22 protein-coding genes are annotated in these 21,377 nt (G+C 57.7%); 9 read left to right on the forward strand and 13 right to left on the reverse strand.

All coding sequences use genetic code 11. The annotated features are described in order from the left end of the window. Window positions 1–116: 116 nt before the first annotated feature. The 5 genes from bglX to idi all read left to right on the forward strand — a co-directional run bounded on the left by bglX (window position 117) and on the right by idi (window position 5,728). Window positions 117–2,414: a beta-glucosidase BglX gene (bglX, locus tag WH279_RS03545; protein WP_339455033.1), complete on the forward strand. Its 2,298-nt coding sequence runs from the start codon at window positions 117–119 to the stop codon at window positions 2,412–2,414. Window positions 2,415–2,492: 78 nt separating this feature from the next. Next, the gene (locus WH279_RS03550; protein ID WP_339455034.1) at window positions 2,493–3,359 is read left to right on the forward strand and encodes an oxygenase MpaB family protein; all 867 of its coding nucleotides are present in this window, start codon (window positions 2,493–2,495) and stop codon (window positions 3,357–3,359) included. A gap of 28 nt (window positions 3,360–3,387) precedes the next feature. Further along, window positions 3,388–3,798 carry a lysozyme inhibitor LprI family protein gene (locus WH279_RS03555; RefSeq protein ID WP_200640898.1) on the forward strand — a complete coding sequence of 137 codons (411 nt, stop codon included), beginning with the start codon at window positions 3,388–3,390 and terminating at the stop codon, window positions 3,796–3,798. Between the two features lie 118 nt (window positions 3,799–3,916). Further along, complete coding sequence (locus WH279_RS03560) at window positions 3,917–5,026, forward strand: suppressor of fused domain protein (protein ID WP_339455035.1); 1,110 nt, start codon at window positions 3,917–3,919, stop codon at window positions 5,024–5,026. Between the two features lie 132 nt (window positions 5,027–5,158). Next, window positions 5,159–5,728 (forward strand): isopentenyl-diphosphate Delta-isomerase, encoded by a 570-nt coding sequence (gene idi / locus WH279_RS03565; RefSeq protein ID WP_339455036.1) that lies wholly within the window; start codon window positions 5,159–5,161, stop codon window positions 5,726–5,728. Here the strand turns inward: idi and WH279_RS03570 are convergent. The 11 genes from WH279_RS03570 to WH279_RS03620 form a co-directional block, all read right to left on the reverse strand. Beyond that, on the reverse strand, window positions 5,715–7,193 hold the full coding sequence (locus WH279_RS03570; RefSeq protein ID WP_339455037.1) for an MFS transporter: 1,479 nt from the start codon (window positions 7,191–7,193) through the stop codon (window positions 5,715–5,717). The two genes, idi and WH279_RS03570, sit on opposite strands and share 14 nt — an antisense overlap. A gap of 132 nt (window positions 7,194–7,325) precedes the next feature. After that, window positions 7,326–7,430 (reverse strand): protein YohO, encoded by a 105-nt coding sequence (locus tag WH279_RS03575; protein WP_133841139.1) that lies wholly within the window; start codon window positions 7,428–7,430, stop codon window positions 7,326–7,328. A 74-nt stretch (window positions 7,431–7,504) separates the two neighbouring features. Further along, a complete protein-coding gene (locus WH279_RS03580; protein ID WP_133841138.1) occupies window positions 7,505–8,038 on the reverse strand; it encodes a DUF3833 domain-containing protein in 534 nt (177 codons plus the stop codon). A 2-nt stretch (window positions 8,039–8,040) separates the two neighbouring features. Continuing rightward, on the reverse strand, window positions 8,041–8,550 hold the full coding sequence (locus WH279_RS03585; RefSeq protein WP_339455038.1) for a hypothetical protein: 510 nt from the start codon (window positions 8,548–8,550) through the stop codon (window positions 8,041–8,043). Beyond that, window positions 8,547–9,029, reverse strand: coding sequence for a DUF2878 domain-containing protein (locus WH279_RS03590; RefSeq protein WP_339455039.1), 483 nt, complete (start codon window positions 9,027–9,029; stop codon window positions 8,547–8,549). Before WH279_RS03590 ends, WH279_RS03585 begins: the two co-directional genes overlap by 4 nt. After that, a complete protein-coding gene (locus WH279_RS03595; RefSeq protein ID WP_339455040.1) occupies window positions 9,026–10,255 on the reverse strand; it encodes a cyclopropane-fatty-acyl-phospholipid synthase family protein in 1,230 nt (409 codons plus the stop codon). Before WH279_RS03595 ends, WH279_RS03590 begins: the two co-directional genes overlap by 4 nt. Window positions 10,256–10,258: 3 nt before the next feature. Further along, window positions 10,259–10,975, reverse strand: a complete 717-nt coding sequence (locus tag WH279_RS03600) for a DUF1365 domain-containing protein (RefSeq protein ID WP_167864892.1) — start codon at window positions 10,973–10,975, stop codon at window positions 10,259–10,261. Then, window positions 10,972–12,243 carry an NAD(P)/FAD-dependent oxidoreductase gene (locus WH279_RS03605; protein WP_339455041.1) on the reverse strand — a complete coding sequence of 424 codons (1,272 nt, stop codon included), beginning with the start codon at window positions 12,241–12,243 and terminating at the stop codon, window positions 10,972–10,974. The genes WH279_RS03600 and WH279_RS03605 overlap by 4 nt, the downstream gene beginning before the upstream one ends. Window positions 12,244–12,246: 3 nt before the next feature. Further along, a complete protein-coding gene (locus WH279_RS03610; RefSeq protein WP_200640881.1) occupies window positions 12,247–12,963 on the reverse strand; it encodes an SDR family NAD(P)-dependent oxidoreductase in 717 nt (238 codons plus the stop codon). Continuing rightward, window positions 12,960–13,391 carry a nuclear transport factor 2 family protein gene (locus WH279_RS03615; protein ID WP_339455042.1) on the reverse strand — a complete coding sequence of 144 codons (432 nt, stop codon included), beginning with the start codon at window positions 13,389–13,391 and terminating at the stop codon, window positions 12,960–12,962. Before WH279_RS03615 ends, WH279_RS03610 begins: the two co-directional genes overlap by 4 nt. Window positions 13,392–13,401: 10 nt before the next feature. Beyond that, entirely contained in the window at window positions 13,402–14,133 is a 732-nt protein-coding gene (locus WH279_RS03620) for a MerR family transcriptional regulator (RefSeq protein WP_339455043.1), read from the reverse strand. Between the two features lie 151 nt (window positions 14,134–14,284). Between WH279_RS03620 and WH279_RS03625 the strand changes: the two genes are divergently transcribed. Together WH279_RS03625 and WH279_RS03630 are read left to right on the forward strand one after the other, a co-directional pair. Then, window positions 14,285–14,848 (forward strand): helix-turn-helix domain-containing protein, encoded by a 564-nt coding sequence (locus WH279_RS03625; protein ID WP_339455044.1) that lies wholly within the window; start codon window positions 14,285–14,287, stop codon window positions 14,846–14,848. Further along, a complete protein-coding gene (locus WH279_RS03630; RefSeq protein WP_339455045.1) occupies window positions 14,845–15,375 on the forward strand; it encodes a GNAT family N-acetyltransferase in 531 nt (176 codons plus the stop codon). The genes WH279_RS03625 and WH279_RS03630 overlap by 4 nt, the downstream gene beginning before the upstream one ends. Before the next feature lie 45 nt (window positions 15,376–15,420). Here WH279_RS03630 and WH279_RS03635 read toward each other — a convergent pair whose 3' ends face one another. Beyond that, window positions 15,421–16,506: an iron-containing alcohol dehydrogenase family protein gene (locus WH279_RS03635; RefSeq protein WP_339455046.1), complete on the reverse strand. Its 1,086-nt coding sequence runs from the start codon at window positions 16,504–16,506 to the stop codon at window positions 15,421–15,423. Between the two features lie 408 nt (window positions 16,507–16,914). Between WH279_RS03635 and dinG the strand changes: the two genes are divergently transcribed. Both dinG and ybiB read left to right on the forward strand, forming a co-directional pair. Next, the gene (gene dinG, locus WH279_RS03640; protein WP_339455047.1) at window positions 16,915–19,077 is read left to right on the forward strand and encodes an ATP-dependent DNA helicase DinG; all 2,163 of its coding nucleotides are present in this window, start codon (window positions 16,915–16,917) and stop codon (window positions 19,075–19,077) included. 26 nt (window positions 19,078–19,103) lie between these two features. After that, window positions 19,104–20,075: a DNA-binding protein YbiB gene (ybiB, locus tag WH279_RS03645; protein WP_200640865.1), complete on the forward strand. Its 972-nt coding sequence runs from the start codon at window positions 19,104–19,106 to the stop codon at window positions 20,073–20,075. 107 nt (window positions 20,076–20,182) lie between these two features. Here the strand turns inward: ybiB and WH279_RS03650 are convergent, their stop codons facing one another. Next, entirely contained in the window at window positions 20,183–21,337 is a 1,155-nt protein-coding gene (locus WH279_RS03650; RefSeq protein WP_339455048.1) for a M20 aminoacylase family protein, read from the reverse strand. Between the last annotated feature and the right edge of the window lie 40 nt (window positions 21,338–21,377).

Genomic DNA, 21,377 nt, shown 5'->3' on the forward strand with positions numbered 1-21,377 from the left:
TGTGATTCATCACCTGAAAACTAGCTGCTATTCTCAAGGTATGCCACACTGCACCCGCTTGTTACGTGTACTAAAATAAATAGATACGCCACAGTCACTTGAGAGAAAATCATCTGATGAAATGGATTTGTTCTGTCAGCCTTGCCGTTACTCTGGCGATCCAGCCAGCTTTTGCCGACGATTTGATCGGCCCACATCAACTGACTCCGCAGGCGCGTGACGCATTCGTTACCGACCTGCTGACAAAAATGACCCTGGATGAAAAGATCGGCCAGCTTCGGTTGATCAGCGTGGGGCCGGAAAATCCGAAATCCGCCATACGCGATATGATCCAGCAGGGGCAGGTGGGGGCGATCTTTAATACCGTCACCCGCCATGACATTCGTCAGATGCAGGATCAGGTGATGCAACTCAGCCGCCTGAAGATCCCGCTGTTCTTTGCCTATGATGTGATCCACGGGCAGCGCACCCAGTTCCCGATCCCGCTGGCGTTGGCCGCCAGCTGGGACACCGAGGCCGTAGCGAATGTTGGCCGCATTGCGGCGTATGAAGCCGCCGATGACGGGCTGAATATGACCTGGGCGCCCATGGTGGATGTGACCCGTGAACCCCGCTGGGGACGTGGCTCAGAAGGCTTTGGTGAAGATACTTATCTGACGTCGGTGATGGGCCGCACGATGGTGCAGGCGATGCAGGGCAAAAGCCCGGCGGATCGCTATTCCGTCATGACCAGCGTCAAACACTTTGCCGCCTATGGTGCAGTGGAAGGCGGGCGTGATTACAACACCGTAGACATGAGTTCGCAGCGTCTGTTCCAGGACTATCTGCCGCCGTACAAAGCGGCGTTAGATGCGGGCAGCGGCGGCGTTATGGTGGCGCTTAACTCGCTGAACGGCGTACCGGCCAGCGCCGACAGCTGGCTGTTGAAAGAGGTGCTGCGTGATGACTGGAAGTTTAAAGGCATCACCATCAGCGATCACGGTGCCATTAAAGAGCTGATCAAACACGGCGTGGCGCGTGACCCGGAAGACGCGGTGCGTATTGCGCTGAAGTCCGGCATTGATATGAGTATGAGCGATGAGTATTACAGCAAGTACCTGCCGGGCCTGGTAAAACGCGGTGAAGTGAGCGAGAAAGAGATCGACGATGCAGCACGCCATGTGCTGAATGTGAAATACGATATGGGGCTGTTTAACGACCCGTACAGCCATCTTGGTCCGGTGGGGAGTGACCCGGAAGACACCAATGCGGAAAGCCGTCTGCATCGCACCGAAGCCCGTGATGTGGCGCGCAAAAGCATGGTGCTGTTGAAAAACCGTCTGGAGACGCTGCCGCTGAAAAAATCCGGCACAGTGGCTTTAATTGGCCCGCTGGCGGACAGCCAGATCGACATCATGGGCAGCTGGTCTGCCGCCGGTGTAGCTGCGCAGTCCGTCACGCTGTTGCAGGGGATGAAAAACGCCACGGCCGATAAAGCTACGCTGCTGTATGCCAAAGGCGCGAACGTCACTGACGATAAAGGCATTCAGGACTTTATCAACCTGTATGAAAAAGCGATGACCGTCGATACACGTACACCGCAGCAGATGCTGGATGAAGCCGTTGCCACCGCCAAGAAAGCGGATGTGGTGGTGCTGGCGATAGGTGAAGCGCGTGGTATGGCGCATGAAGCCTCCAGCCGGAGTGACCTGACGCTGCCACAAAGCCAGCTGAAACTGATTGATGCGGTAAAAGCGACCGGAAAACCGCTGGTGCTGGTGCTGATGAATGCCCGTGCGCTCACGCTGGTGCATGAAACGCAGCAGGCCGATGCGATGCTGGAAAGCTGGTACAGTGGCACCGAAGGCGGTAACGCCATCGCCGATGTGCTGTTTGGCGACTACAATCCGTCCGGCAAATTGCCGATGTCCTTCCCGCGCTCCGTGGGCCAGATCCCGATCTATTACAACCATCTCAACAGTGGCCGTCCGTATAACTTCGAAAAACCGAATAAATACACCTCACACTATTTTGATGAAGCGAATGGCCCGCTGTTCCCGTTTGGTTATGGTCTGAGCTATACCTCGTTCACGCTGTCGCCTGTGAAGATGTCTGCGACGACCATGCCACGTAACGGCACGGTCAACGCCAGCGTTACGGTGACCAACAGCGGTAAGCGTGATGGTGCAACCGTGGTCCAGCTTTATCTGCGCGATCAGGTAGCCAGCATTAGCCGTCCGGTGAAAGAGCTGAAAGGCTTTAAGCGCATCATGCTGAAGGCCGGGGAATCACAAACCGTCACCTTCCCGATTGACGTCAGCGCGTTGCAATTCTGGAATGCCAGAATGCAGCAGGTGGCCGAGCCGGGTAAATTCAGCGTGATGATCGGGCTGGATTCCGCGCGCACCGTCGATGCGGAGTTTGATTACCTGTAGAGCGGGGCGGGCAGGGCATGCCTACCCCATATTCCGTAGGGGTGAGGCATGCCTTGCCCGGTTTCACTGGACGCTGTAATGGTCAATTTTCGCGATAAAATTCAGCAGCAGGTGTTCCGCTTAAATGGCCTGTCATTAAATGAGTTCGACCTGTCAAAACCACCGGGTGACCCCGGTTTGTACGGCCCGGACAGCGTAATATGGCGCGTGCACGGTGATTTTTCTTCCATGCTGTGCGGCGGGATCGCCGCGCTGTTGTTACAGATGCAACATCCGCTGGCGCTGGCTGGCGTCTGGGATCACTCCACCTTCCGCGACGACATGATGGGGCGGTTACGCCGCACCAGCCAGTTTATTGCCGTCACCACTTTTGGTAACACCACCGATGCTCACACCCTGATTGACCGGGTGAAGCGCATTCATCTGCGCGTCAGCGGTGTGGATGCGCAGGGGCAACCTTATGCTGCCAGCGATCCGGCGCTGCTCACCTGGGTTCATGTGGCGGAAACCCGCAGTTTCCTGGCGGCGCATTTGCGCTATAAAAATCCGCAGCTCAGTCTGGCGGAACAGGATCGTTATTATGCTGAGGCGGCGTTAGTGGCCGAAGCGCTGGGTGCGCAAAACGTGCCGAAAAGTGTGGCCTCCGTTGCTGCGTATCTTGAGGCGATGCGGCCGCAGTTGCGCTGTGATGAACGCACGCAGGAAGTGTTATCCCTGCTGCTGAATGCGCCTGCGCCATCATGGCAGGCGCGTCCGGCAATGAATGCCATGCTGCTGGCGGGCATTGAACTGCTGCCGGAGTGGGCGCAACAGGCGTTCGGGCTCCATTTTTCTCCGCTGCGGCGGCGCATTATTCGCCTGCGTATTGGCGTGATTGCGCGGCTGTTGCGCTGGGCGATTTCGCGCGGCGCGTATCAGCGGGCCATGACGCGGGTTGGACGTTAATCCTTTTTTACGGTTCAGGGATCTCATCATGAAAAAAATCCTTATCAGCGTGCTGCTGCTCAGCGGCCCGGCCAGTGCAGCAGAAACATTACGTCAGGATCTGGATACCCGCCTGGCAAACTGCCAGCAGCAGGCGGTCAGCACGCTGGACAATATTCAGTGCTATGAGGTGACCCACAGAGCCTGGGATAGCGAGCTGAATAAACAGTACAGGCTATTGCTGGCCGGGCAGTCACCTGAGGCGCAGGCCGCGCTGAAAAATGCCCAGCGTGCGTGGATCAGCTACCGTGACAGTTATTTCCAGGCAATGAACCGCTTTTATCAGCAGCAGCAGGGAACAATCTGGGTGCTGGTGGCGTCAGAATCGAAGCTGAATGTGATTAAAGAGAAGGCTCGTGACCTCTACCGGCTGCGCGAAAGTACCCATATGGGGGAGTAACGAAAGGCATTTTTGAGACTTTTACCCTTGCCCTGACGTGATGTAACGCGCCATTCTCTTCTTATTGCCCAGGCCTATTCTCAAGGGAATGGAACCCGCCACACACCGTCGAGGCGTTATGACACAGCCCTATCAGATTGCTGAAGTCACCAATCAGCAACAGACGCTCATCGCAATTGTCGAACAGGATGAGCGCACCGCGTATTTTTATATCTGGCCGACAGACGCGTTTCGTCAGCAGTTTGCCGTGCGCGGCTGCTGGCTGCGTAACCTGTTGCCTGCCCCCTTGCAGGATGATGTTGCCGCGATGGAGCAGGGCACACCGCCGCTGCTCAGTGCCGAGTATTGCCGTACGCTGGCCGCCGAGCCGATGCTTGACCCGGCCGGGCTACAGATCATTTGGGAGCCGTCAGATGACGGTGCCGCTCTGTGGTACCAGGGACAGCTACTGGCCGTGATCCCGGGCTGGAGCCTGTACCAGGATCAACAGGTGAGCTTTTCGGCGGGCTGCATCAAAGCGAACCGACTGACCGCACCGCTGGGTTCTGCGTCGACCAATAAAAACTACGCTGCCGCACAACAGCATCGGCAGTTTTTTCGCGAGTGGCAGGATGGCCAGCAGTGGGAGCCCTTCCAGCAGGAGATGCTGCAATGTTATGAAGCGCAGTACGGTGAATCACTGAAATATTACTCTATTGATCAGGGCAACTGGCCGCCGATGGCGATCTCCCAGCATTACCATGAGGGCTGCTGGTATTTTCTGACGCTTGGCATGTGCATCCGCCCGATGCCGTGGGTGGATTTCCTGTTTGATGACCTCGCCCCGGAATATCGCCGGACAGAGCTGGCGCTGGCCATCGATGCCGAGGTGATGACGGAAGAAAATGCGGTGCAAATGGCCAGTGCGTTAGCCGGATTTGCGCATATGCCATGGTCTCGCCTCAGTTGGCTGGGGGAAGGACATACGCTCGAATCCTCGGTGGCCCCGATGGGGTTTGAAGGATTTATTCTCTCGTCTGCGCTTGGACGTGACAGCGGCCAGTTCCCGCTACCAAAACGTGACGGCGAAAAGGTCAATCTGCTGTGGGCGGCCCCAATCACTCAGCTCGAGCGCGAATTCGCACAGGCCGAAGAGAACGGTGGCCTGGATCTGGTGGCGCGTCTGTTGCAGTACGGCGGCGGGCATATTTTCCGCGCCCGTCAGCAGGTGGTGAATGTAGAAGAGTAATTTCTCGCGATCCCGGCCTGCCAACGCCGGGAAACTTTCGGTTTACGCCCGCCTCGTATAAAGCACGATTTTATGCAGACCATGAGATGCCTCTTATGCCAGAATAGTCAGTATCATTTCTGAGGAGTCGGCATGTCTGCAATTGAAGTTATTCTGGTCGACAGCCAGGATCGTCCTACCGGTAAGATGGAAAAAATGGAAGTTCATGAAAAAGGTCTGCTGCATCGTGCGGTCACCGTTTACGTGTTCAACACCGACCATCAGCTGCTGTTACAGCGTCGTGCCAGTGGTAAATACCACTGTGGCGGTCTGTGGAGCAACACCACCTGTGGGCACCCTTATCCGCAGGAGTCGACTCAGGATGCCGCTGAACGCCGCTTGCGGGAGGAGATGGGGCTCCGCCTGACGCTGCAACCGGTGTTTGAACTCAGTTATTATCTGCCGCTCAGTAATGGCCTGACCGAACATGAATATGGCCACGTCTATTTTGCCATCAGCGATGTGCAGCCTGATATTAATCCGGAAGAGGCCGACGACTGGCGTTATTGTTCCCTGGCCGATATCCAGCGAGAAATGCACGCTCACCCGGAACGCTTCACTCCGTGGTTTCTGCTGACGTTTTCCCGCATCCCTTCTGAATTTGCGCGTTTTACCGCGCAGCAGTCAGATCACGCCTCCGCTTTCTCCTCTACTGATGACTGAAAGCAAAATCCTCTGAATCCACATCATAACCTGAGGGTTCCCAGCGGATAGCCAGCAGGGCGATCAGGCCGATAATCGGTGCCATCCCAATCACCCAGAACACATTGGTGCCCAGCAGGGCGGCCAGCACCGGGAACAGGAACAGCGAAGCCGTCGAACTGGCGCGCACCATTGTCTGATTGAAGCCCACACCCACGCCGCGCAGCGACGTCGGGTAGCTGAGTGAGGCGTAAGTCATGGTATGTGCGCCCGGTCCGAAGCCCTGGCCCAGCAGGAACAGGGCCAGCATGCCAATCGAGATCGCCGCCTGTTGCCCGTCTTCCGGGCGTCCAACCAGTGCCAGACCGACCAGCGCCGCTATCTGGAATGTATAACCGAGCGTCATCATTTTCCAGGCACCAAAGCGAGGCACCAGCCGCACGGCCAGCGTACCGCCGACAAAGGCAAACAACAGATTCAGCGCCAGTGACAGCAGAATGGTGTTCAGCATCGATTGCGCCAGGAAGCTGGAGATGATCACCGGCAGGCCAAACGCCACCGCGTTATAGGCAAAGGGGGACACAATCGAGGTAACGGTCGCCAGCACGGTACGCTTCAGGTAAACCCCTTTGAACAGCGAGCCGTAGTTGCTCCAGCTGGCACGGCGTACCGCTTTGACTGGCGCGAGATCCGCATCTGCGGCGACATGTGCATTAATGCCCCAGGAGCTGCGCAGGATGGCCGCTGCCCCTTTCAGGTCACCCTGATTGGCGGCCCAGACCGGAGACTCGCTCATATAGCGACTGCGAATGGCGATAATAATCAGTGCCGGAACGGCCCCGAAGCCAAGAATAATGCGCCACATCAGGTCGCTATGGCTTTCCGGCAGCACTGACCAGAAGAACAACACCAGCAGATAAGAGATAGAGATCGCGGCGTACCAGGTGGGGCACCACATGGAAATACTGGCGGCTTTATTGCCGCGCCCCCGCAGTTTGGAAAACTCGGCAAGAAAAGCCATCGCGACCGGTAAATCAATACCGATGCCCATGCCCATCACGAAACGCGCACCGGCCAGAACGTACTCATTGGGGGCAAAGGCACAGGCGAGGGCTGCAAAAACAAAGAAGAACATATCCGCCATAAAGACGCGGTAGCGGCCAATTTTATCGGTAAGGTAGCCACCAATCAGCGCGCCGATGATGGCGCCGAGCGTAATGGACGAGGCGATCATACCTGCGCCTGCCGGGGAGAGGCCGAATTCGCGAGTAACATCTTTCATGCCAAAGGCCAGTGCACCCAGATCGTAGGCATCGAGAAAAACACCACCGAGGGCGATACCGATAACAATACGTGCATTGTTGCCAGCGTGATTGCTGGTGTTCACCAGCTGAGAGACATCCGATGCCTGACGGAGGATGACGACTTCGCCTGTCGGCGTGTTCCCTGCCAGCGCGACGTGCGCCGAAGAAGTGGTTTCAGTCATGATGTTGAGTTTTATTGTGATGAATAAACTCAAAGCATAACGGGCTGACCTGTCGAGATAAATTCCGTGTGGTTATAAGTTACAACCAATGGTGCTGGCGGGGCGGCAACAGGCTGCCGCCGGGCCGCACGATCAGGAACGCACGATGAAGGTATATCCGGCCAGCATCACGCCGCCAATCCCGCCGAGCGCCATCAGCAGGAAGATAAATATCACACCAATCTTTTGTAAGTTCATCACTTCATCCATTTTCTCAACCAGGGGCGAAGTATAGCGCTTTCGCCCGTGGGAATTAAGCCAAAGCCGGCGTTTTATTGTGCCGAATCGGGCTGTTTTGAGAAGAACAGCGTGACGCGTGCCACTTCAATACCGAACTTTTTCATCGAGGTGACGTTCATCAGATGCTGCGCATCCTGCTGATAAATCCAGTCGTCAAAGTTCAGTTTATAACTGCTGTCGTCGGTTTTGACCGTCATGGTGTAACGCCAGTTAAACGCGTTACCGCTGGCATGGCCGGTTGCCGTGCCGATAATATCCCCGGCCGTTCCGGTGTAGCTGCCGTCGGCCAGGCGGCGGATATGCCAGACCCGCGTCTGCTTCTCGCCGTCGTCATAAACGAACTGCTCGTTTAACGTCAGGGTCTCGCCGACCACCTGGCCACGAATCACCACCTCAAAACGGCGGATCTGCTTGCCGCTGTAATCCTGCACCATGCCCCAGGCGCGGGACTCACCGTTGAACCAGCTGAAAATATCAATCTTCGGTTGCGCCTGCTGATAGTCTTCCAGCGTGGCACCGCAGCCTGCCAGCAGCAGACTGAACGTCAGTAACAGGGATTTCCACATGATTAACCTCCGGTCAGTTCCCGACGGATATCGGGGTAAGTCGACGATGGCGATAGCCAGATATTGAGGAAAGCGTCGCGAAAGGCAGCATCAAAGCGCGGGCCGATCGGGTTGATCGCCGCCTGCGTACCGGCTGCCTGCCAGTAAAACTGCCCGCCATGGGCATCCGCCTGAAATGCCAGGCGGGTGCCATCGCTGACGTCCGGCCAGACGGTGGCCAGCTGTTGCAGCCATTGCTGGCGCTGATCGCTGCTGCCGGTATTCTGTGCCTGCCACTGTTCCAGCGTGGCATCCAGCAGTTCCTGGCGGCTGATGTCGCGGCGGTAGGTGATCACCAGTGCCAGCGGCCACTGCTCGGGTTGCCAGCGTCCGCCGGGCGTCAGGAGCTGGGAATCGTACAGTGTAAATGGCCCCCAGGTCAGCGTCGCTTTGCCCACGTTCTTCCAGCGTAGCCAGTCAGCGGCCTGGCTCAGCGATGAAAACAACAGCAGCAATAACAGCCATTTCTTCATGATTCTCTCCGCAGTAGTCGGCTGGCTAACGGTAGCCAGATCGCCCAGCCAATCGCCAGCGCGCCCAGCGCTATGGCGGGTGACTGATGCCATTGCAGGCCACCGAGCCGCTCACCAATGAAATAGGAAAAGGGTCCGCCCAATGCGCCAGCCACGATCAGCCAGCGCCAGTCAGGTGCAAAGCGATGGAGGATCAGCCCCCACCAGCAGGCGAACGTCAGCCACAGTGCCAGCATCCAGACGGGAAACGCGTGGCTGCCGCTAAAACTGAACAGATCGACGCCCAGCCACAGACTGTCGAGCGCGATGCCTGCCAGCGCGACCAGCAGCAGGCGCAGCTTCATCACGCGCGGACTCAGCAGCCAGGCCAGCAGCGCCCCGGTGCACAGCAGCAGCCCGATGCGCTCGCGCAGCGCCACGGCCAGCCCCCAGTAGAGATCGAAACCGAGGGTGAGTAACCAGAAGCGCAGGCGGCTCATGCGCGTTGCAGTGTGAGCTGGACGGTGCCAATGGTCTGCGCGCGGAAACCCGCCTCGCAATAGCAGAGATAGAACAACCACATACGGCGGAAGCGTTCATCAAAGCGTCCTTTCGACAGCTGGGGCCAGGCGTTGTCAAACCGCCGCCGCCACAGTTGCAGGGTCTGTGCGTAGTCCGGGCCGATTTCCAACTGGTCAATCTCGCTGAAATCGCTGATTTCTTGCAGCGTGTTCTGCAACAGGCTGACGGAGGGTAAAAAGCCGCCGGGGAAGATATAACGCTGGATAAAGTCGACGCCGCGCGCGTAGCTGTCAAAACGTTCTTCACTGATGGTGATCGCCTGCAATGCCAGACGGCCGCCCGGCTTCAGCAACTGCTGGCAGCGCTGAATAAACAACGGAATATAGGCTTTACCGACCGCTTCAATCATCTCTATCGAGACAATTTTGTCGTACTGGCCGCTAAGATCACGGTAATCCTCGCACAGGACGGTGACCCGGTCGCTCAATCCGGCGGCCGCGATGCGCTGACAGCAATAGACATACTGCTCGCGCGAGATGGTGGTGGTGGTCACCCTGCAGCCGTACTCGCGAGCGGCAAATTCAGCCATGGCACCCCAGCCGCTGCCAATCTCCAGCAGATGATCATTCGGCGTCAGCCCGAGCTTCACGCACAGGCGCTTCATCTTGGCCTGCTGCGCCTGTTCCAGCGTCATCTCCGGCTGTTGGAACCAGGCGCTGGAATAGAGCATCGCCTCATCAAGAAACGTGGTGTAGAAGTCGTTGCCGAGGTCGTAATGGGCGGCGATGTTGCGCTTTGCCTGGCGCACATTGTTGCGGCGCAACGCATGACGCAGCTGATTAAACGGTGCGGTCAGCCAGCTGAGGCGGGCCTCCAGCTTATCGGCGACACGGGTATTTTGTGCCAGCGTCAGGATAACGGCGGTTAAGTCCGGGGTTTCCCATTCGCCATCCATATAGGTTTCTGCAGCGGCAATGCTGCCGCCCAGCAGGATACGGCGATACGCCCGTGAGTGATGCACCTTCACTTCGGCCTGAAGCGCAGCCTGCGCATCGCCGAAGAAGCAGGTGCCGAGATGCGGGTCATGCAGGGTTAATCCCGCCTCTTTAATGCCCTGCAACAGGGATAAAATCACCCGGCGCGATGCGGAGAAGCGTTTACCCGTTTTTGCACGGCGTGCCAGGCTGAAATCAGTGCCAGTCATGGGTTATTTCTCCGACTTGCTGTGGTCATACACCGGCGCACCTTTGCGCCAAAGTTTCCACGCCTGCCAGTAAATCGCCAGCGCGGTACGAACGGTCATCATTGGAAAACGCCAGAGAAAATGGCGCAGCGTCTGCCGGGTCAGCGGCTGACGTCGTAAATGCAGGGTGGCGTCAAACTCGCGCCCCTCACGGTGATTCTCAATATGCACCAGCAGTGATTTACCCGGCGGGGACAGCCGCCAGTGGTAAACCATCTCCATGGGATTAAACGGAGAAACATGAAACGCTTTCTGCGTGGTTTCGCTGCCGTCAGGTTTCACCGCATACGTATGACGCTCATTCCACGGCGTATTACGCACTTCGGCCAGCATCCAGCGCAGGCTGTCGGCGGCATCGTACAGGTAGTAAAGGTTGACAGGATTGAATGAGCAGCCAAAGTAACGCAGCTGCGTCAGCAGCATCACGCGTCCGGTAAGATGTTCCCCAGTCAGGGCGGCAATGCGCGCCTGAGCACGCTCTTTGATGCCGCTGCCGCCACCAAGATAATCGTCCTCACTGAAGCTGGCAGCGCGCAGATTGTGGTGGCCGATGCCGACGCTTTTCAGTAACGGCAGTTCATCAAGATCAATCAGCGGCATAAAAATGCGGTAGCTGAACTGATGATCCACCGGGGTGAAGCGACGATGGCGCACATGGCCGCTGTACAGCACGCTGTTCACAGTAAACCTGCCTGGTCCATGGCCGTCGTTACATCTAACGCGCTGCGAATGCCATCTTCATGAAAACCGTTGTAGCTCCAGGCGCCGCAGAACCAGGTACGGTTGTTCCCGTTCAGCAGCAGCCGCTGCTGTTGTGTGTGCAGAGCATGTGGTCCGAACTGCGGATGATGGTATTCAAAGCGGCGTAACACGCGGGCCGGATCGATCGGTTGTGTCGGGTTGAGGCTGACGCAGAACGTATGCGGTGACTGAATGCCCTGCAGGATATTCATATTGTATGTCACGCTGGCACCCTGCTGTTCGCTGTCGTTTGCTTCATCATCCAGACGGTAGTTCCAGCTCGCCCAGGCTGCGCGGTTATGTGGTAGCAAACGGGTATCGGTATGCAGCACCACTTCATTGGCGCGATAGGGCACCCCGGCCAGCATCTCACTTTCCTGCGGCGACGCATCGCCCAGCAGCTGCAATGCCTGATCGCTGTGACAGGCGAAAATCACCTGGTCATAGCGCTCAACGCCTCGCGGGCTTTCCAGCGTGACGCCATCGGGGTCACGCGTTATCCGGGTGACCGGGGTATCGAGATACACCTGCATCTGCTGCCCGATAAGCTGCATCATGCGGCGGATATATTCCCGTGAACCGCCGGGCACCACGTACCATTGTGGTCGCTGGGTTAAATCCAGCAGGCCGTGATGATGGAAGAAGTTCAGAAACTGGGTCAGCGGCATACGGCGCATCTCACTCAGTGAGACTGACCAGATGGCGGCCCCCATCGGCAAAATATAGTGCCGGGCAAAAAATTCACTGAAGCCCTGCGCGGTCAGAAACTCATCCAGCGAACCCTGTTCCTGTTCCTGCTGCTGCGTCAGCCACTGCTTTCCACAACGATTAAAACGCACGATCTCTGCGAGGAAGCGATAAAACGAGGGCTTTAACAGGTTGCTACGCTGGGCGAAAAGGCTGCTGAGCGTGTGGCCGTTATACTCCAGCCCGGTGCGGGAATTGCGCACCGAAAAACTCATTTCCGTGGGCCTGCCTTCCAGCCCCAGTTCGGCCAGGAATCCCTGAAAACGTGGGTAGGTGCGATCGTTAAAAACAATGAATCCGGTATCAATCGCCCAGTGCTGACCGTCCAGCTCCACGTCCACCGTGGCGGTATGGCCACCGAGTGTACTGCCGGCTTCATAAAGATGAACCTCGGCGCGTGGGGCTAATTTCCACGCACAGCTCAGGCCAGCAATACCACTGCCAATAATCGCAAAGCGCACGCATTACCTCGCTATTTTTTGCGTTAACAGACGCTGAAGGGCCTGGGGCAACCGTGAGGTCACCCGCAGAATAAAAGCAAACAGCGCCGGGAAAGCGATTTCAGCCTTTCCTTTTGCCAGCCCGCGCCGGATAAAGCGCGAAGCCTGAACCACGTCGACAATCATCGGCATGGCAAAATCGTTGCGCTGTGTCAGCGGCGTGTCGACAAAGCCGGGGAGCACCAGCGTGATACCAATCTGCTGACGCTTGACATCCTGCGCCAGGCTGCGGGCGAAATAGGCCAGCGCGGCTTTCGAGGCACCGTACGCTTCGGCGCGGGGCAGGGGAACCATGCTGGCGGTAGAGCCGACCAGCGCCACGCGGCTGCCAGGCTGCATCTGTGGGAGCAGGCTGTCGAGGCAGTTCACCGGACCACTGAAGTTCGTCAGCATCACGCGGTGGACTTTTTCGGCATCGACAACGCCATGGTCAAGATATTCACAGGTGCCTGCACAGAGGATCGCCAGGTCTGCCCGCTTGCCGTCCAGAGCAGCGCGCGTTTCAGCCAGGTCAGTGATATCAAACAGGCAGATGTCCATCAGCGGGAACTGCTGGCGCAGTGCGTCCAGTCGCTCTGGATTACGCCCGCAGGCGGTGACATGCCAGCCTTCCGTTGCATAATCCTGCGCTAATTGCAGGCCGATGCCGGAGCTGGCGCCAGTGATCAGAACACGTTTCATGGTTGCAACCTCTTTTTGACCAGGCCGATGATCGTGCCCAGCAACGGTAGCTTTTCGTAGAGCATGGCGCCCATATCGTAGTAATCGCGCTGAAAGACCACTTTACTGTCGCGAAACTGCAGGTAGCTGCTGCCCTCCAGCGTCTGGTCAGCTCCCCGTTGCAGGGCAGGGTGGGCATATTCCATGCGCCACAGCAGCAGCGCGTCGGTATCAAACTCGCGCACCTGCGTCACCACAAAGCGGCAGTAACGCATGTTTTTCAGCAGGCTGGCAAAGTACTGCTCCACCACCGCAATGCCCTGGTGTTCACCTACCGGATCGCTCAGGCAGATCTCCGGATGGTAAATCTGCGCCAGCATTGTCAGCCTGTCGCTGTCCAGCGTCTGGTAAAATGTCACTAACTGCTGTAGTGCGGCCTGCTGAGTCATACCTGATTCCTTAGTGACCGTATGCGGTAATCGAGAACCCCTGCGCCTGCCAGTGGCTCATCTGTTCCTGCTGGCGTTTGGTTAACGCTTTTCCGGTATAAACAAAAATATGCTGACCGGGGAAAAGCTCGGGGCGGGGAGACTCCAGCGGTTCGGCCAGGATGTCAATGCGCCAGCCCTGCTGCGAGAGCCGCCAGGCTTCCAGCCACAGGCGGGGTCGGTCCGTCAGGCCCCAGCCAATCAGCAGTGCATCTTTGCCTGCTTTCTTGCGTGAACCCGTTAAACAGAAGCTAATGTAATCAATTAAAGCACCATCTAATAAACTACACATAGCCCGGGCGGTATTTTGATCTAAACCAAGGCGCTGGCGGATGGGGACGAAAACATGGTCGATAAGCATTTCTGCCGGGTTTTCTTTACCCATTGAGGCGATTTTTACGCGTAGCTTTGACGGACGCACGAGGCGAATAACCGCCAGCATCTCTTCCTGAAGGGCAAGCCACCCATCATCAATATTAACGTTTTCGCCTTCGAGCAGCGCTTTGACCTTACCGACCGGCACGCCGCTCTCAATCCAGCGTTTAATCTCTTCAATGCGCGCAATATCGTCTTCATCAAACAGACGATGACCCCCTTCGGTGCGCTGTGGTTTCAGCAGACCATAACGACGTTGCCAGGCGCGCAGCGTGACCGGATTAATGCCGCAGCGTTCTGCGACGTCACCGATGCTGTACAGTGCCATGTATTACCTCTTGACTTGCTGTCAGACCTTTTATCAGCCTAACCAATATTATCAGGTTGTACAAAGTATTATTTGTTGTACAAGTTGAAATGATGAAAATAAACAGCTATATCTCATATTAGAGATTAATTCCCAAATATGAGAAACGAAGATGGAACAAACCCCAACGGAACAGCGGCTGGCACAACGTCTGGCCGACCTGCGTGTGGAAAAGGGCTGGTCGCTGGAGACACTTGCCGAGCTTACCGGGATTAGCCGCGCTTCGCTATCCCGTATCGAGCGGGCTGAGACCAGCCCGACAGCCTCTTTGCTTAACCGACTGTGTAATGCCTACGGATTAACGATGTCACGTTTGTTAAGCGAAGTGGAACAGGAGGCTGTACAACTTTTGCGGCCTGAGCAGCAAAGCGTCTGGCACGATGTGGAAAATGGCTACGAGCGCCGATCGCTCTCCCCGCCTGCGCAGGCGTTTCATGCGGAACTGGTGGAAGCCCGGCTGGCGGCGGGTGCGCGTATTGACTATGACATTCCGCCGATCGCCGGGCTTGAGCAACATCTCTGGATCCTGGATGGCGTGCTGGAGTTCCATATGGATGACCGCTTCTGGCGGCTGGAGCAGGGGGACTGCCTGCGTTTTCATCTGTTTGGCCGCACCCGCTTTCATGCACCTGAAGCGGGCGGTGCACGCTATGCCCTGGTGGTGGCCCGCCCATGAACAATATTGATTATGAATGGCTGGATGCCGGTCAGGCGCAGCAGGCGCTGCCTGCATTGTGTGAGGTGCTGGATGGCTGCGTGGCGCAGGGTGCCAGTATTGGCTTTGTCGATCGTGATGCGCAGAGGCTGCACCATTTCTGGCAGGATGCGGTTCTCAGCCTGGCCTGCGGAGATAAACAGCTGCTGGTGGCGAAGCACGACGGGCGAATTGTCGGGACGGTAATGCTGGTGCTGGCTATGCCCGCGAACGGCGTGCATCGTGCTGAAGTGATCAAACTGTTGGTGCATCCGGATGCACGCCGCTGCGGGATTGCCCGTGAACTGATGCAGCAGGCAGAAGCCCGGGGACGTGAACTCGGTCGCAGTCTGCTGGTGCTGGACACGCGCAGCGGGGATGCGGCTGAACCGCTTTATCTCTCGCTGGGCTGGAAGGTGGCCGGGCAGATCCCGGGCTATGCCCGATCGACCGCTGGCGTGATGGATGCCACCACGATCATGTATAAGGCGATCGATCCGATTGGGTAAGCGGTCGGGCGCGCTCCCCCGGATCACTTTCCGGGGGAGACGGGGCTAAACGCGGGCGGCCAGCGAGTCCACGCGCGCCATCGCCTGATACAGCGCACTTTCCGTCACCGTCTCGCGCATATTTTCCATATCCGGTGCATGCACCGATTCACGCACAATCACCGCCAGTTCGTCCGCATTCAGGTCGGCAATCTCTGCCAGACTAAGCGGTACACCACAGTCTCGCGCCAGGCACATTTCTGCCAGCAGCTCTGCATCATCGCGCTGCTCCAGCGCCAGCAGGCAGAGATTACCGTAGCCGACCAACAGGCCGTGGCCGAATTCGCGGGTTTTGTCGACGAAAGTGAACCCTTCGTAAATGGCATGGGAAGCCGCCGCATGGGCGCCGTTGCTCATCAGTGAGGTCAGCCCGGCAAAGGTGAAGATGGCATCCAGCGCCTGATCGAGAGCGTGATCAGGCTGCCGCTGGCGCACGGCTTCACAGGCTGCCGGGCCGTGTTTTGCTATCACGTCATAGCAGAGACGGCTGTGTGCCAGCGAGGAGAGCGCATTCGCATCCACGGCCGGGTGGCGTTCGCTCACCGCACGAAACTCATACCATTTTGCCAGCGTATCGCCCAGCCCTGCGGCCAGCCAGCGCAGCGGTGCCTCGGTCAGCAGTTGGCTGTCGATGATCACCGCCGCCGGAGCCTGCGGCAGCGGGAAGATATCAAAAAAGTTGCCGTTATCGTCATAGCGAATGGTTAACGGCGTCACCGCCGAACAGGTCGCGGCGATGGTGGGCAGGGTGATCACCGGGATATTCTGCTCGGCGCCAACCGCCTTGCAGGTATCCAGCGATTTACCGCCCCCCGCTGCAATAATCACGTCGGCCTGATATTCCTGCGTCAGTGCGCCCAGGCGGGCAATCTGTCGTAATGAGGTTTCACCGCCAAACCATTCGTTGCCCACCAGCAGACAACCCGCCGCCGTCAGCTGTTGCGCCACCCGGTCTTTGACCGCCGCCAGCGCCTGGTAGCCGCCAATCAGCAGCACACGCTGGCCCAGTTCACGGCTGAGGGTGCCGATCTGGTTGATGACACCCGCGCCACGCAGCACGCGCGCCGGGAAAATCAGATGTTGGTGTGACATGGTTATCCTTCAGAAAAAAAGGGGGAAGTTATGGCTATCATCTGACGGAACACTCCGCAGGAAAATCACTCGTATCCACTATTCAGTTCATGATTTACTTAACTATCGACCGGTTAATCAGTGGAACGAAAGTGAGCCTCAACTCTGGTCAGTATAGTGGTTACCTGCCGGAGCACTGCGCCCGGCCATGGGGGGCTGGGGGCCGGTTGCGGCGTCTGTCACCGGAACAGTTCAACTATCGTACAGCATTTTCCCTGATTTTTCGTCGTGGCCGCAGCCGGGAAGTCCCGATCCGTGCCCTGCGTGACTTGCTGAAACTACGGGCGACGCAGGAGATTAACGTTTGCAGGCTGACGCCGCCGCAATACTGTGTAAAAATACAGCCTTGTTTAGCTGGAAGTGATTGTCATGGCGTTAACTGTCGCGTTAAAAACGCAAATTGCCGGGTGGTATAAAGCCCTGCAACAGGAAGTTCCCGATTTTATTCCGCGTGCGCCGCAGCGGCAGATGATTGCCGAGGTCGCGAAAACGCTGGCGGGGGACGACGGTCGTCATCTGGCAATTGAAGCGCCGACCGGGGTGGGGAAAACCCTCTCCTACCTGATCCCCGGTATTGCTGTCAGCCGCGCCGAGGAAAAACCGCTGGTGGTCAGCACCGCTAACGTGGCCTTACAGGATCAGATTTTCAGCAAGGATCTGCCCCTGCTAAAGAAAATTATTCCCGATCTGAAGTTTACTGCGGCGTTTGGTCGTGGTCGTTACGTGTGTCCGCGCAATCTGTCGGCGCTGGCAACAGATGAAGAAAATCAGGGCGATCTGCTGCTGTTCCTCGACGACGATATGACCGCCAGCAAAGATGAGCGGGCCATCTGCACCGAACTGGAAAAATCCCTCAAACGCTATCAGTGGGATGGCCTGCGCGATCACTGTGCGGAAAATATTGAAGACTCCCTCTGGCAACGCCTGAGCACCGATAAAGCCAACTGCCTCGGCAGTAACTGCAACTGGTTCCGCGAATGCCCGTTTTATGTGGCGCGGCGTGAAATCGAAGATGCTGACGTGGTGGTGGCGAATCACGCCCTGGTGATGGCCGCACTGGAAACGGAATCGGTGCTGCCACCGCCAAAAAACCTGCTGCTGGTGCTGGATGAAGGCCACCATTTACCGGATGTGGCACGTGATGCGCTGGAGATGAGCGGCGAAATCACCCCAGGCTGGACCGTGTTACAACTGGATCTATTCTGCCGCCTGGTGGAGCAGTGCCTGGCGCAGTTTCGTCCGAAACGCCCGCCGTCCCTTAGCCACCCGGACAAGCTCAAAGCCCACTGCGAAGAGGTGCGCGAGCAGCTACAGATGCTGTCTCAGATATTAGGTCTGTATCTGCCGCCGGAAGGGCAGGAGGGCGAATATCGCTTTGAAATGGGGTTGCTGCCCGAAGAGATCCTGACGATCTGCGCCCGACTGTTTAAACTCAGCGATGCGCTGCGTGGGCTGGCGGAAGGCATGATGAACGACCTGAGCGAGAAGAGCGGCCAGTTTGACGTGGTGCGTCTGCACCGTACGCTGATCCAGATGAACCGCGCACTGGGCTGGTTTGAAGCCAGCAGCAAGCTGTGGCGGCTGGCGGCAATGGAGCAGGCATCCGGTGCCCCGGTGTCGAAATGGGTCACACGGGAAATCCGCGACGGTAGCGCGCATCTGATGTTTCACTGCGCTGGGATACGCGTCAGTGAACAGCTGGAAAAGTTGCTGTGGCGTAAGATCCCGCATGTGGTGGTGACGTCGGCGACGCTGCGCTCGCTGAACAGTTTCCAGCGTTTGCAGGAGATGTCCGGCCTGAGTGAGAAAGTCGGAGACCGCTTTGTCGCCCTCGATTCGCCGTTTAATCATGTGGCTCAGGGGCAGCTGATTATCCCGAAGATGAAGTACGAGCCGATGCTGGCAAACGAAGTGATGCACCTGGCCGAAATGGCGCACTTCTTTCGTCATCAAATTAAGCTGGCGGCTCATAAAGGCATTCTGGTGCTGTTCGCCAGTGGCCGCGCCATGCATCAATTCCTCGCTTACCTGCCCGAGTTGCGCCTGATGATGCTGGTGCAGGGCGATAAGCCACGCCCGGCGCTGGTGGCGCTGCACCGTAAACGCGTAGAGCAGGGGGAAACCAGCATTCTGGTGGGATTACAGTCCTTTGCGGAGGGGCTGGATCTGAAAGGTGACCTGCTTTCTCAGGTCCATATTCATAAAATCGCTTTCCCCCCGATAGACAGTCCGGTTATTTTGACTGAGGGAGAGTGGCTGAAAAGCCTCAAGCGTTATCCGTTTGAAGTGCAAAGCCTGCCCAGCGCCTCGTTTAACCTCATCCAGCAGGTTGGGAGGTTAATCCGCAGCCATGATTGCTTTGGCGAGATTGTGATTTACGATCGGCGCTTGATCAGCAAAAGTTATGGCGCACGCCTACTGGGGGCGCTGCCGGTGTTTCCTATCGCGCAGCCTCCGATGCCGGAAGGCGAACTGCCAAAAGCCGTGGCCCCGGCCGTGAAGAAAAAACCCACACAGCGCCGTCGTCGTTAACCCTTGTTACTGAGCAAAAAATGAGCATGGACTATAAAAAAATTATCAAAGAGGTCGGACGCGGTAAGAATCATGCCCGCGATATTGATGCGGATACCGCGTGCGAGCTTTATCGCCGGATACTGAACGGCGAGGTGCCGGATCTTGAGCTGGGTGCTCTGCTGATAGCTCTGCGCATTAAAGGCGAAGGCGAGGGCGAGATGCTGGGCTTCTACCAGGCGATGCAGGAGCAGATGCCGCACCTGATACCACCTGCAGAGCGACCGATGCCGGTGGTGATCCCCAGTTACAACGGTGCTCGCCGTCAGGGGAACCTGACCCCGCTGCTGGCGCTGCTGCTGTCGCGCCTGGGTTTCCCGGTGCTGGTTCACGGCGTTAGCGACGATCCAACCCGCATCACCAGCGAGGCGGTCTTTGCTGCGCTGGATATTCCCGCTGTTTCCACTCTTGAAGAAGCACAGGCGAAACTGGATGCCGGTGAGCTGGTGTTTATCACTATTGGCACGCTTTGCCAGCCCATGGAGCAGCAGCTGGCGTTGCGCTGGCGTATGGGGGTGCGTAACAGTGCGCATACGCTGGCTAAGCTGGCAACGCCGTTTGCCGCCGATGCGGCGTTGAGGCTGGCCAGCGTTTCGCACCCGGAGTATATCCCGCGCGTGGCAACGTTTTTCAGCGCCGTTGGCGGACGGGGTTTGTTGCTGAATGGAACGGAAGGGGAAGTGTACGCGAACCCGCAGCGGTGCCCGTCGCTCACGTTGATTGCCGGAGAAGACACGCGTGCGCTGTTATCACGGCAGGAAGAAGTGGTGCTGAGCGCTGACCATCTGCCTTCAGCCAAAGATGCGGCCACCACAGCCGCATGGATCCGTCGCTGTCTGGATCGCGAAGTACCCGTGCCGCAGTCGCTGCGTTTGCAAATTGCCTGCTGTTACCTCGCCACCGGGCGGGCGATTGATCTGGATGGCGCGTTAGCGCAGATCGATTCGGCGGGCTATTAACACCCGCGCCGCATTCGGGTCGGGCATGCCCGACCCCTACCAATCCCTCATCATCGTTAACCGCTGTAGGGGCGAGGCATGCCTCGCCCGGTGTTGTATACGCGGTTCTAACGAGGCAATAACTGACCGACCAGTGCGGTCCACAGCGCAATGCCGGGGCCGATCAGCGTATCGTTAAAATCATAGCGGGCATTGTGCAGCGGGGCAGAAGGGGTTTCACCGTCGGCTCCCAGCCAGAAATAGGCACCGGGGCAGGCTTCCAGCATGCAGGCAAAATCTTCCGATGCCATCGACGGGTTAACATTCCAGAGCACCTGCTCAGCGGGAAGTACCGTCAGTGCACAGTCGCGCACCTTCGCCGCTTCCTGTGGATTATTCGCCGTGACCGGATAATCCGTCTGATAAACAATGCTGCCCTCAATGCCCAGCGGGCGAGTAAACGTGGTGACAAACTCATCAATCATCTGGCGTACCCGTAAGCGGACATCCGCCTGCAGGCAGCGCAGCGTGCCGTGCAGCACCACCGTCTCCGGGATGACGTTGATCGCTTCGCCACCGTTAATCTGCGTAATGCTGACGACCGCCGAGGCCAGCGGTGACAGGCGACGTGCAGGGATGGTTTGCAATGCCAGAATCAGCTGTGCAGCCGCGACAATCGGGTCCGCGCCGTTTTCCGGCATGGCGGCATGACAGCTGCGCCCGTTCAGCGTGATTTCGAACGAATCCAGCGAGGCCATCATCGCCCCTTCATTGACCGCCACATGACCCGCAGGCAGGCCCGGCCAGTTGTGCATACCGTAGATGGCATCCATCGGGAACAGGGTAAACAGGCCTTCTTCAACCATGCGGCGTGCACCCCCGAGGTTTTCTTCAGCCGGCTGAAAGATAAAGTGAACGGTGCCGCTAAAACATCGGGTGGTGCTGAGGTGTCTGGCCGTTGCCAGCAGAATCGCCGTGTGGCCATCGTGGCCACAGGCATGCATCACGCCAGGCTGCGTGGAGCGGTGCGGCGGATTGCCCAGTTCGGTCATCGGTAGTGCGTCCATATCAGCGCGCAGACCAATGGTCGGGCCAGGGCCATTTTCCAGCGTCCCGACGACGCCCGTCCCTGCCAGACCCCGATGCACCTGAAGCCCCATCGCTGTAAGCTGTTCCGCCACTGCTTGCGACATATGATGCTCCTGATAGCCAAGCTCCGGGCGGGCATGAAAGGCCCTGCGCCAGCCAGTGGCTTCATCAATCAGCGATACGGGAATGACCATAGATTCGTTCTCCTGTCAGGGGCTTTGCTATCCAGTAGCG

This window comes from Erwinia sp. MYb375 (assembly GCF_037479175.1).
In the GTDB taxonomy this organism is placed as follows: Bacteria; Pseudomonadota; Gammaproteobacteria; order Enterobacterales; family Enterobacteriaceae; genus Erwinia; species Erwinia rhapontici.

Excerpts from the sequence above, each read along its gene's own strand:
- WH279_RS03560 (WP_339455035.1), top strand. The coding sequence starts at position 3,917 with ATGACACAGCCCTATCAGATTGCTGAAGTCACCAATCAGCAACAGACG.
- WH279_RS03550 (WP_339455034.1), top strand. The coding sequence starts at position 2,493 with ATGGTCAATTTTCGCGATAAAATTCAGCAGCAGGTGTTCCGCTTAAAT.
- WH279_RS03555 (WP_200640898.1), top strand. The coding sequence starts at position 3,388 with ATGAAAAAAATCCTTATCAGCGTGCTGCTGCTCAGCGGCCCGGCCAGT.
- ybiB (WP_200640865.1), top strand. The coding sequence starts at position 19,104 with ATGGACTATAAAAAAATTATCAAAGAGGTCGGACGCGGTAAGAATCAT.
- WH279_RS03580 (WP_133841138.1), bottom strand. The coding sequence starts at position 8,038 with ATGTGGAAATCCCTGTTACTGACGTTCAGTCTGCTGCTGGCAGGCTGC.
- idi (WP_339455036.1), top strand. The coding sequence starts at position 5,159 with ATGTCTGCAATTGAAGTTATTCTGGTCGACAGCCAGGATCGTCCTACC.
- bglX (WP_339455033.1), top strand. The coding sequence starts at position 117 with ATGAAATGGATTTGTTCTGTCAGCCTTGCCGTTACTCTGGCGATCCAG.
- dinG (WP_339455047.1), top strand. The coding sequence starts at position 16,915 with ATGGCGTTAACTGTCGCGTTAAAAACGCAAATTGCCGGGTGGTATAAA.
- WH279_RS03625 (WP_339455044.1), top strand. The coding sequence starts at position 14,285 with ATGGAACAAACCCCAACGGAACAGCGGCTGGCACAACGTCTGGCCGAC.
- WH279_RS03635 (WP_339455046.1), bottom strand. The coding sequence starts at position 16,506 with ATGTCACACCAACATCTGATTTTCCCGGCGCGCGTGCTGCGTGGCGCG.
- WH279_RS03570 (WP_339455037.1), bottom strand. The coding sequence starts at position 7,193 with ATGACTGAAACCACTTCTTCGGCGCACGTCGCGCTGGCAGGGAACACG.
- WH279_RS03585 (WP_339455038.1), bottom strand. The coding sequence starts at position 8,550 with ATGAAGAAATGGCTGTTATTGCTGCTGTTGTTTTCATCGCTGAGCCAG.
- WH279_RS03610 (WP_200640881.1), bottom strand. The coding sequence starts at position 12,963 with ATGAAACGTGTTCTGATCACTGGCGCCAGCTCCGGCATCGGCCTGCAA.
- WH279_RS03650 (WP_339455048.1), bottom strand. The coding sequence starts at position 21,337 with ATGGTCATTCCCGTATCGCTGATTGATGAAGCCACTGGCTGGCGCAGG.
- WH279_RS03595 (WP_339455040.1), bottom strand. The coding sequence starts at position 10,255 with ATGACTGGCACTGATTTCAGCCTGGCACGCCGTGCAAAAACGGGTAAA.
- WH279_RS03615 (WP_339455042.1), bottom strand. The coding sequence starts at position 13,391 with ATGACTCAGCAGGCCGCACTACAGCAGTTAGTGACATTTTACCAGACG.
- WH279_RS03630 (WP_339455045.1), top strand. The coding sequence starts at position 14,845 with ATGAACAATATTGATTATGAATGGCTGGATGCCGGTCAGGCGCAGCAG.
- WH279_RS03575 (WP_133841139.1), bottom strand. The coding sequence starts at position 7,430 with ATGAACTTACAAAAGATTGGTGTGATATTTATCTTCCTGCTGATGGCG.
- WH279_RS03590 (WP_339455039.1), bottom strand. The coding sequence starts at position 9,029 with ATGAGCCGCCTGCGCTTCTGGTTACTCACCCTCGGTTTCGATCTCTAC.
- WH279_RS03620 (WP_339455043.1), bottom strand. The coding sequence starts at position 14,133 with ATGGCACTGTACAGCATCGGTGACGTCGCAGAACGCTGCGGCATTAAT.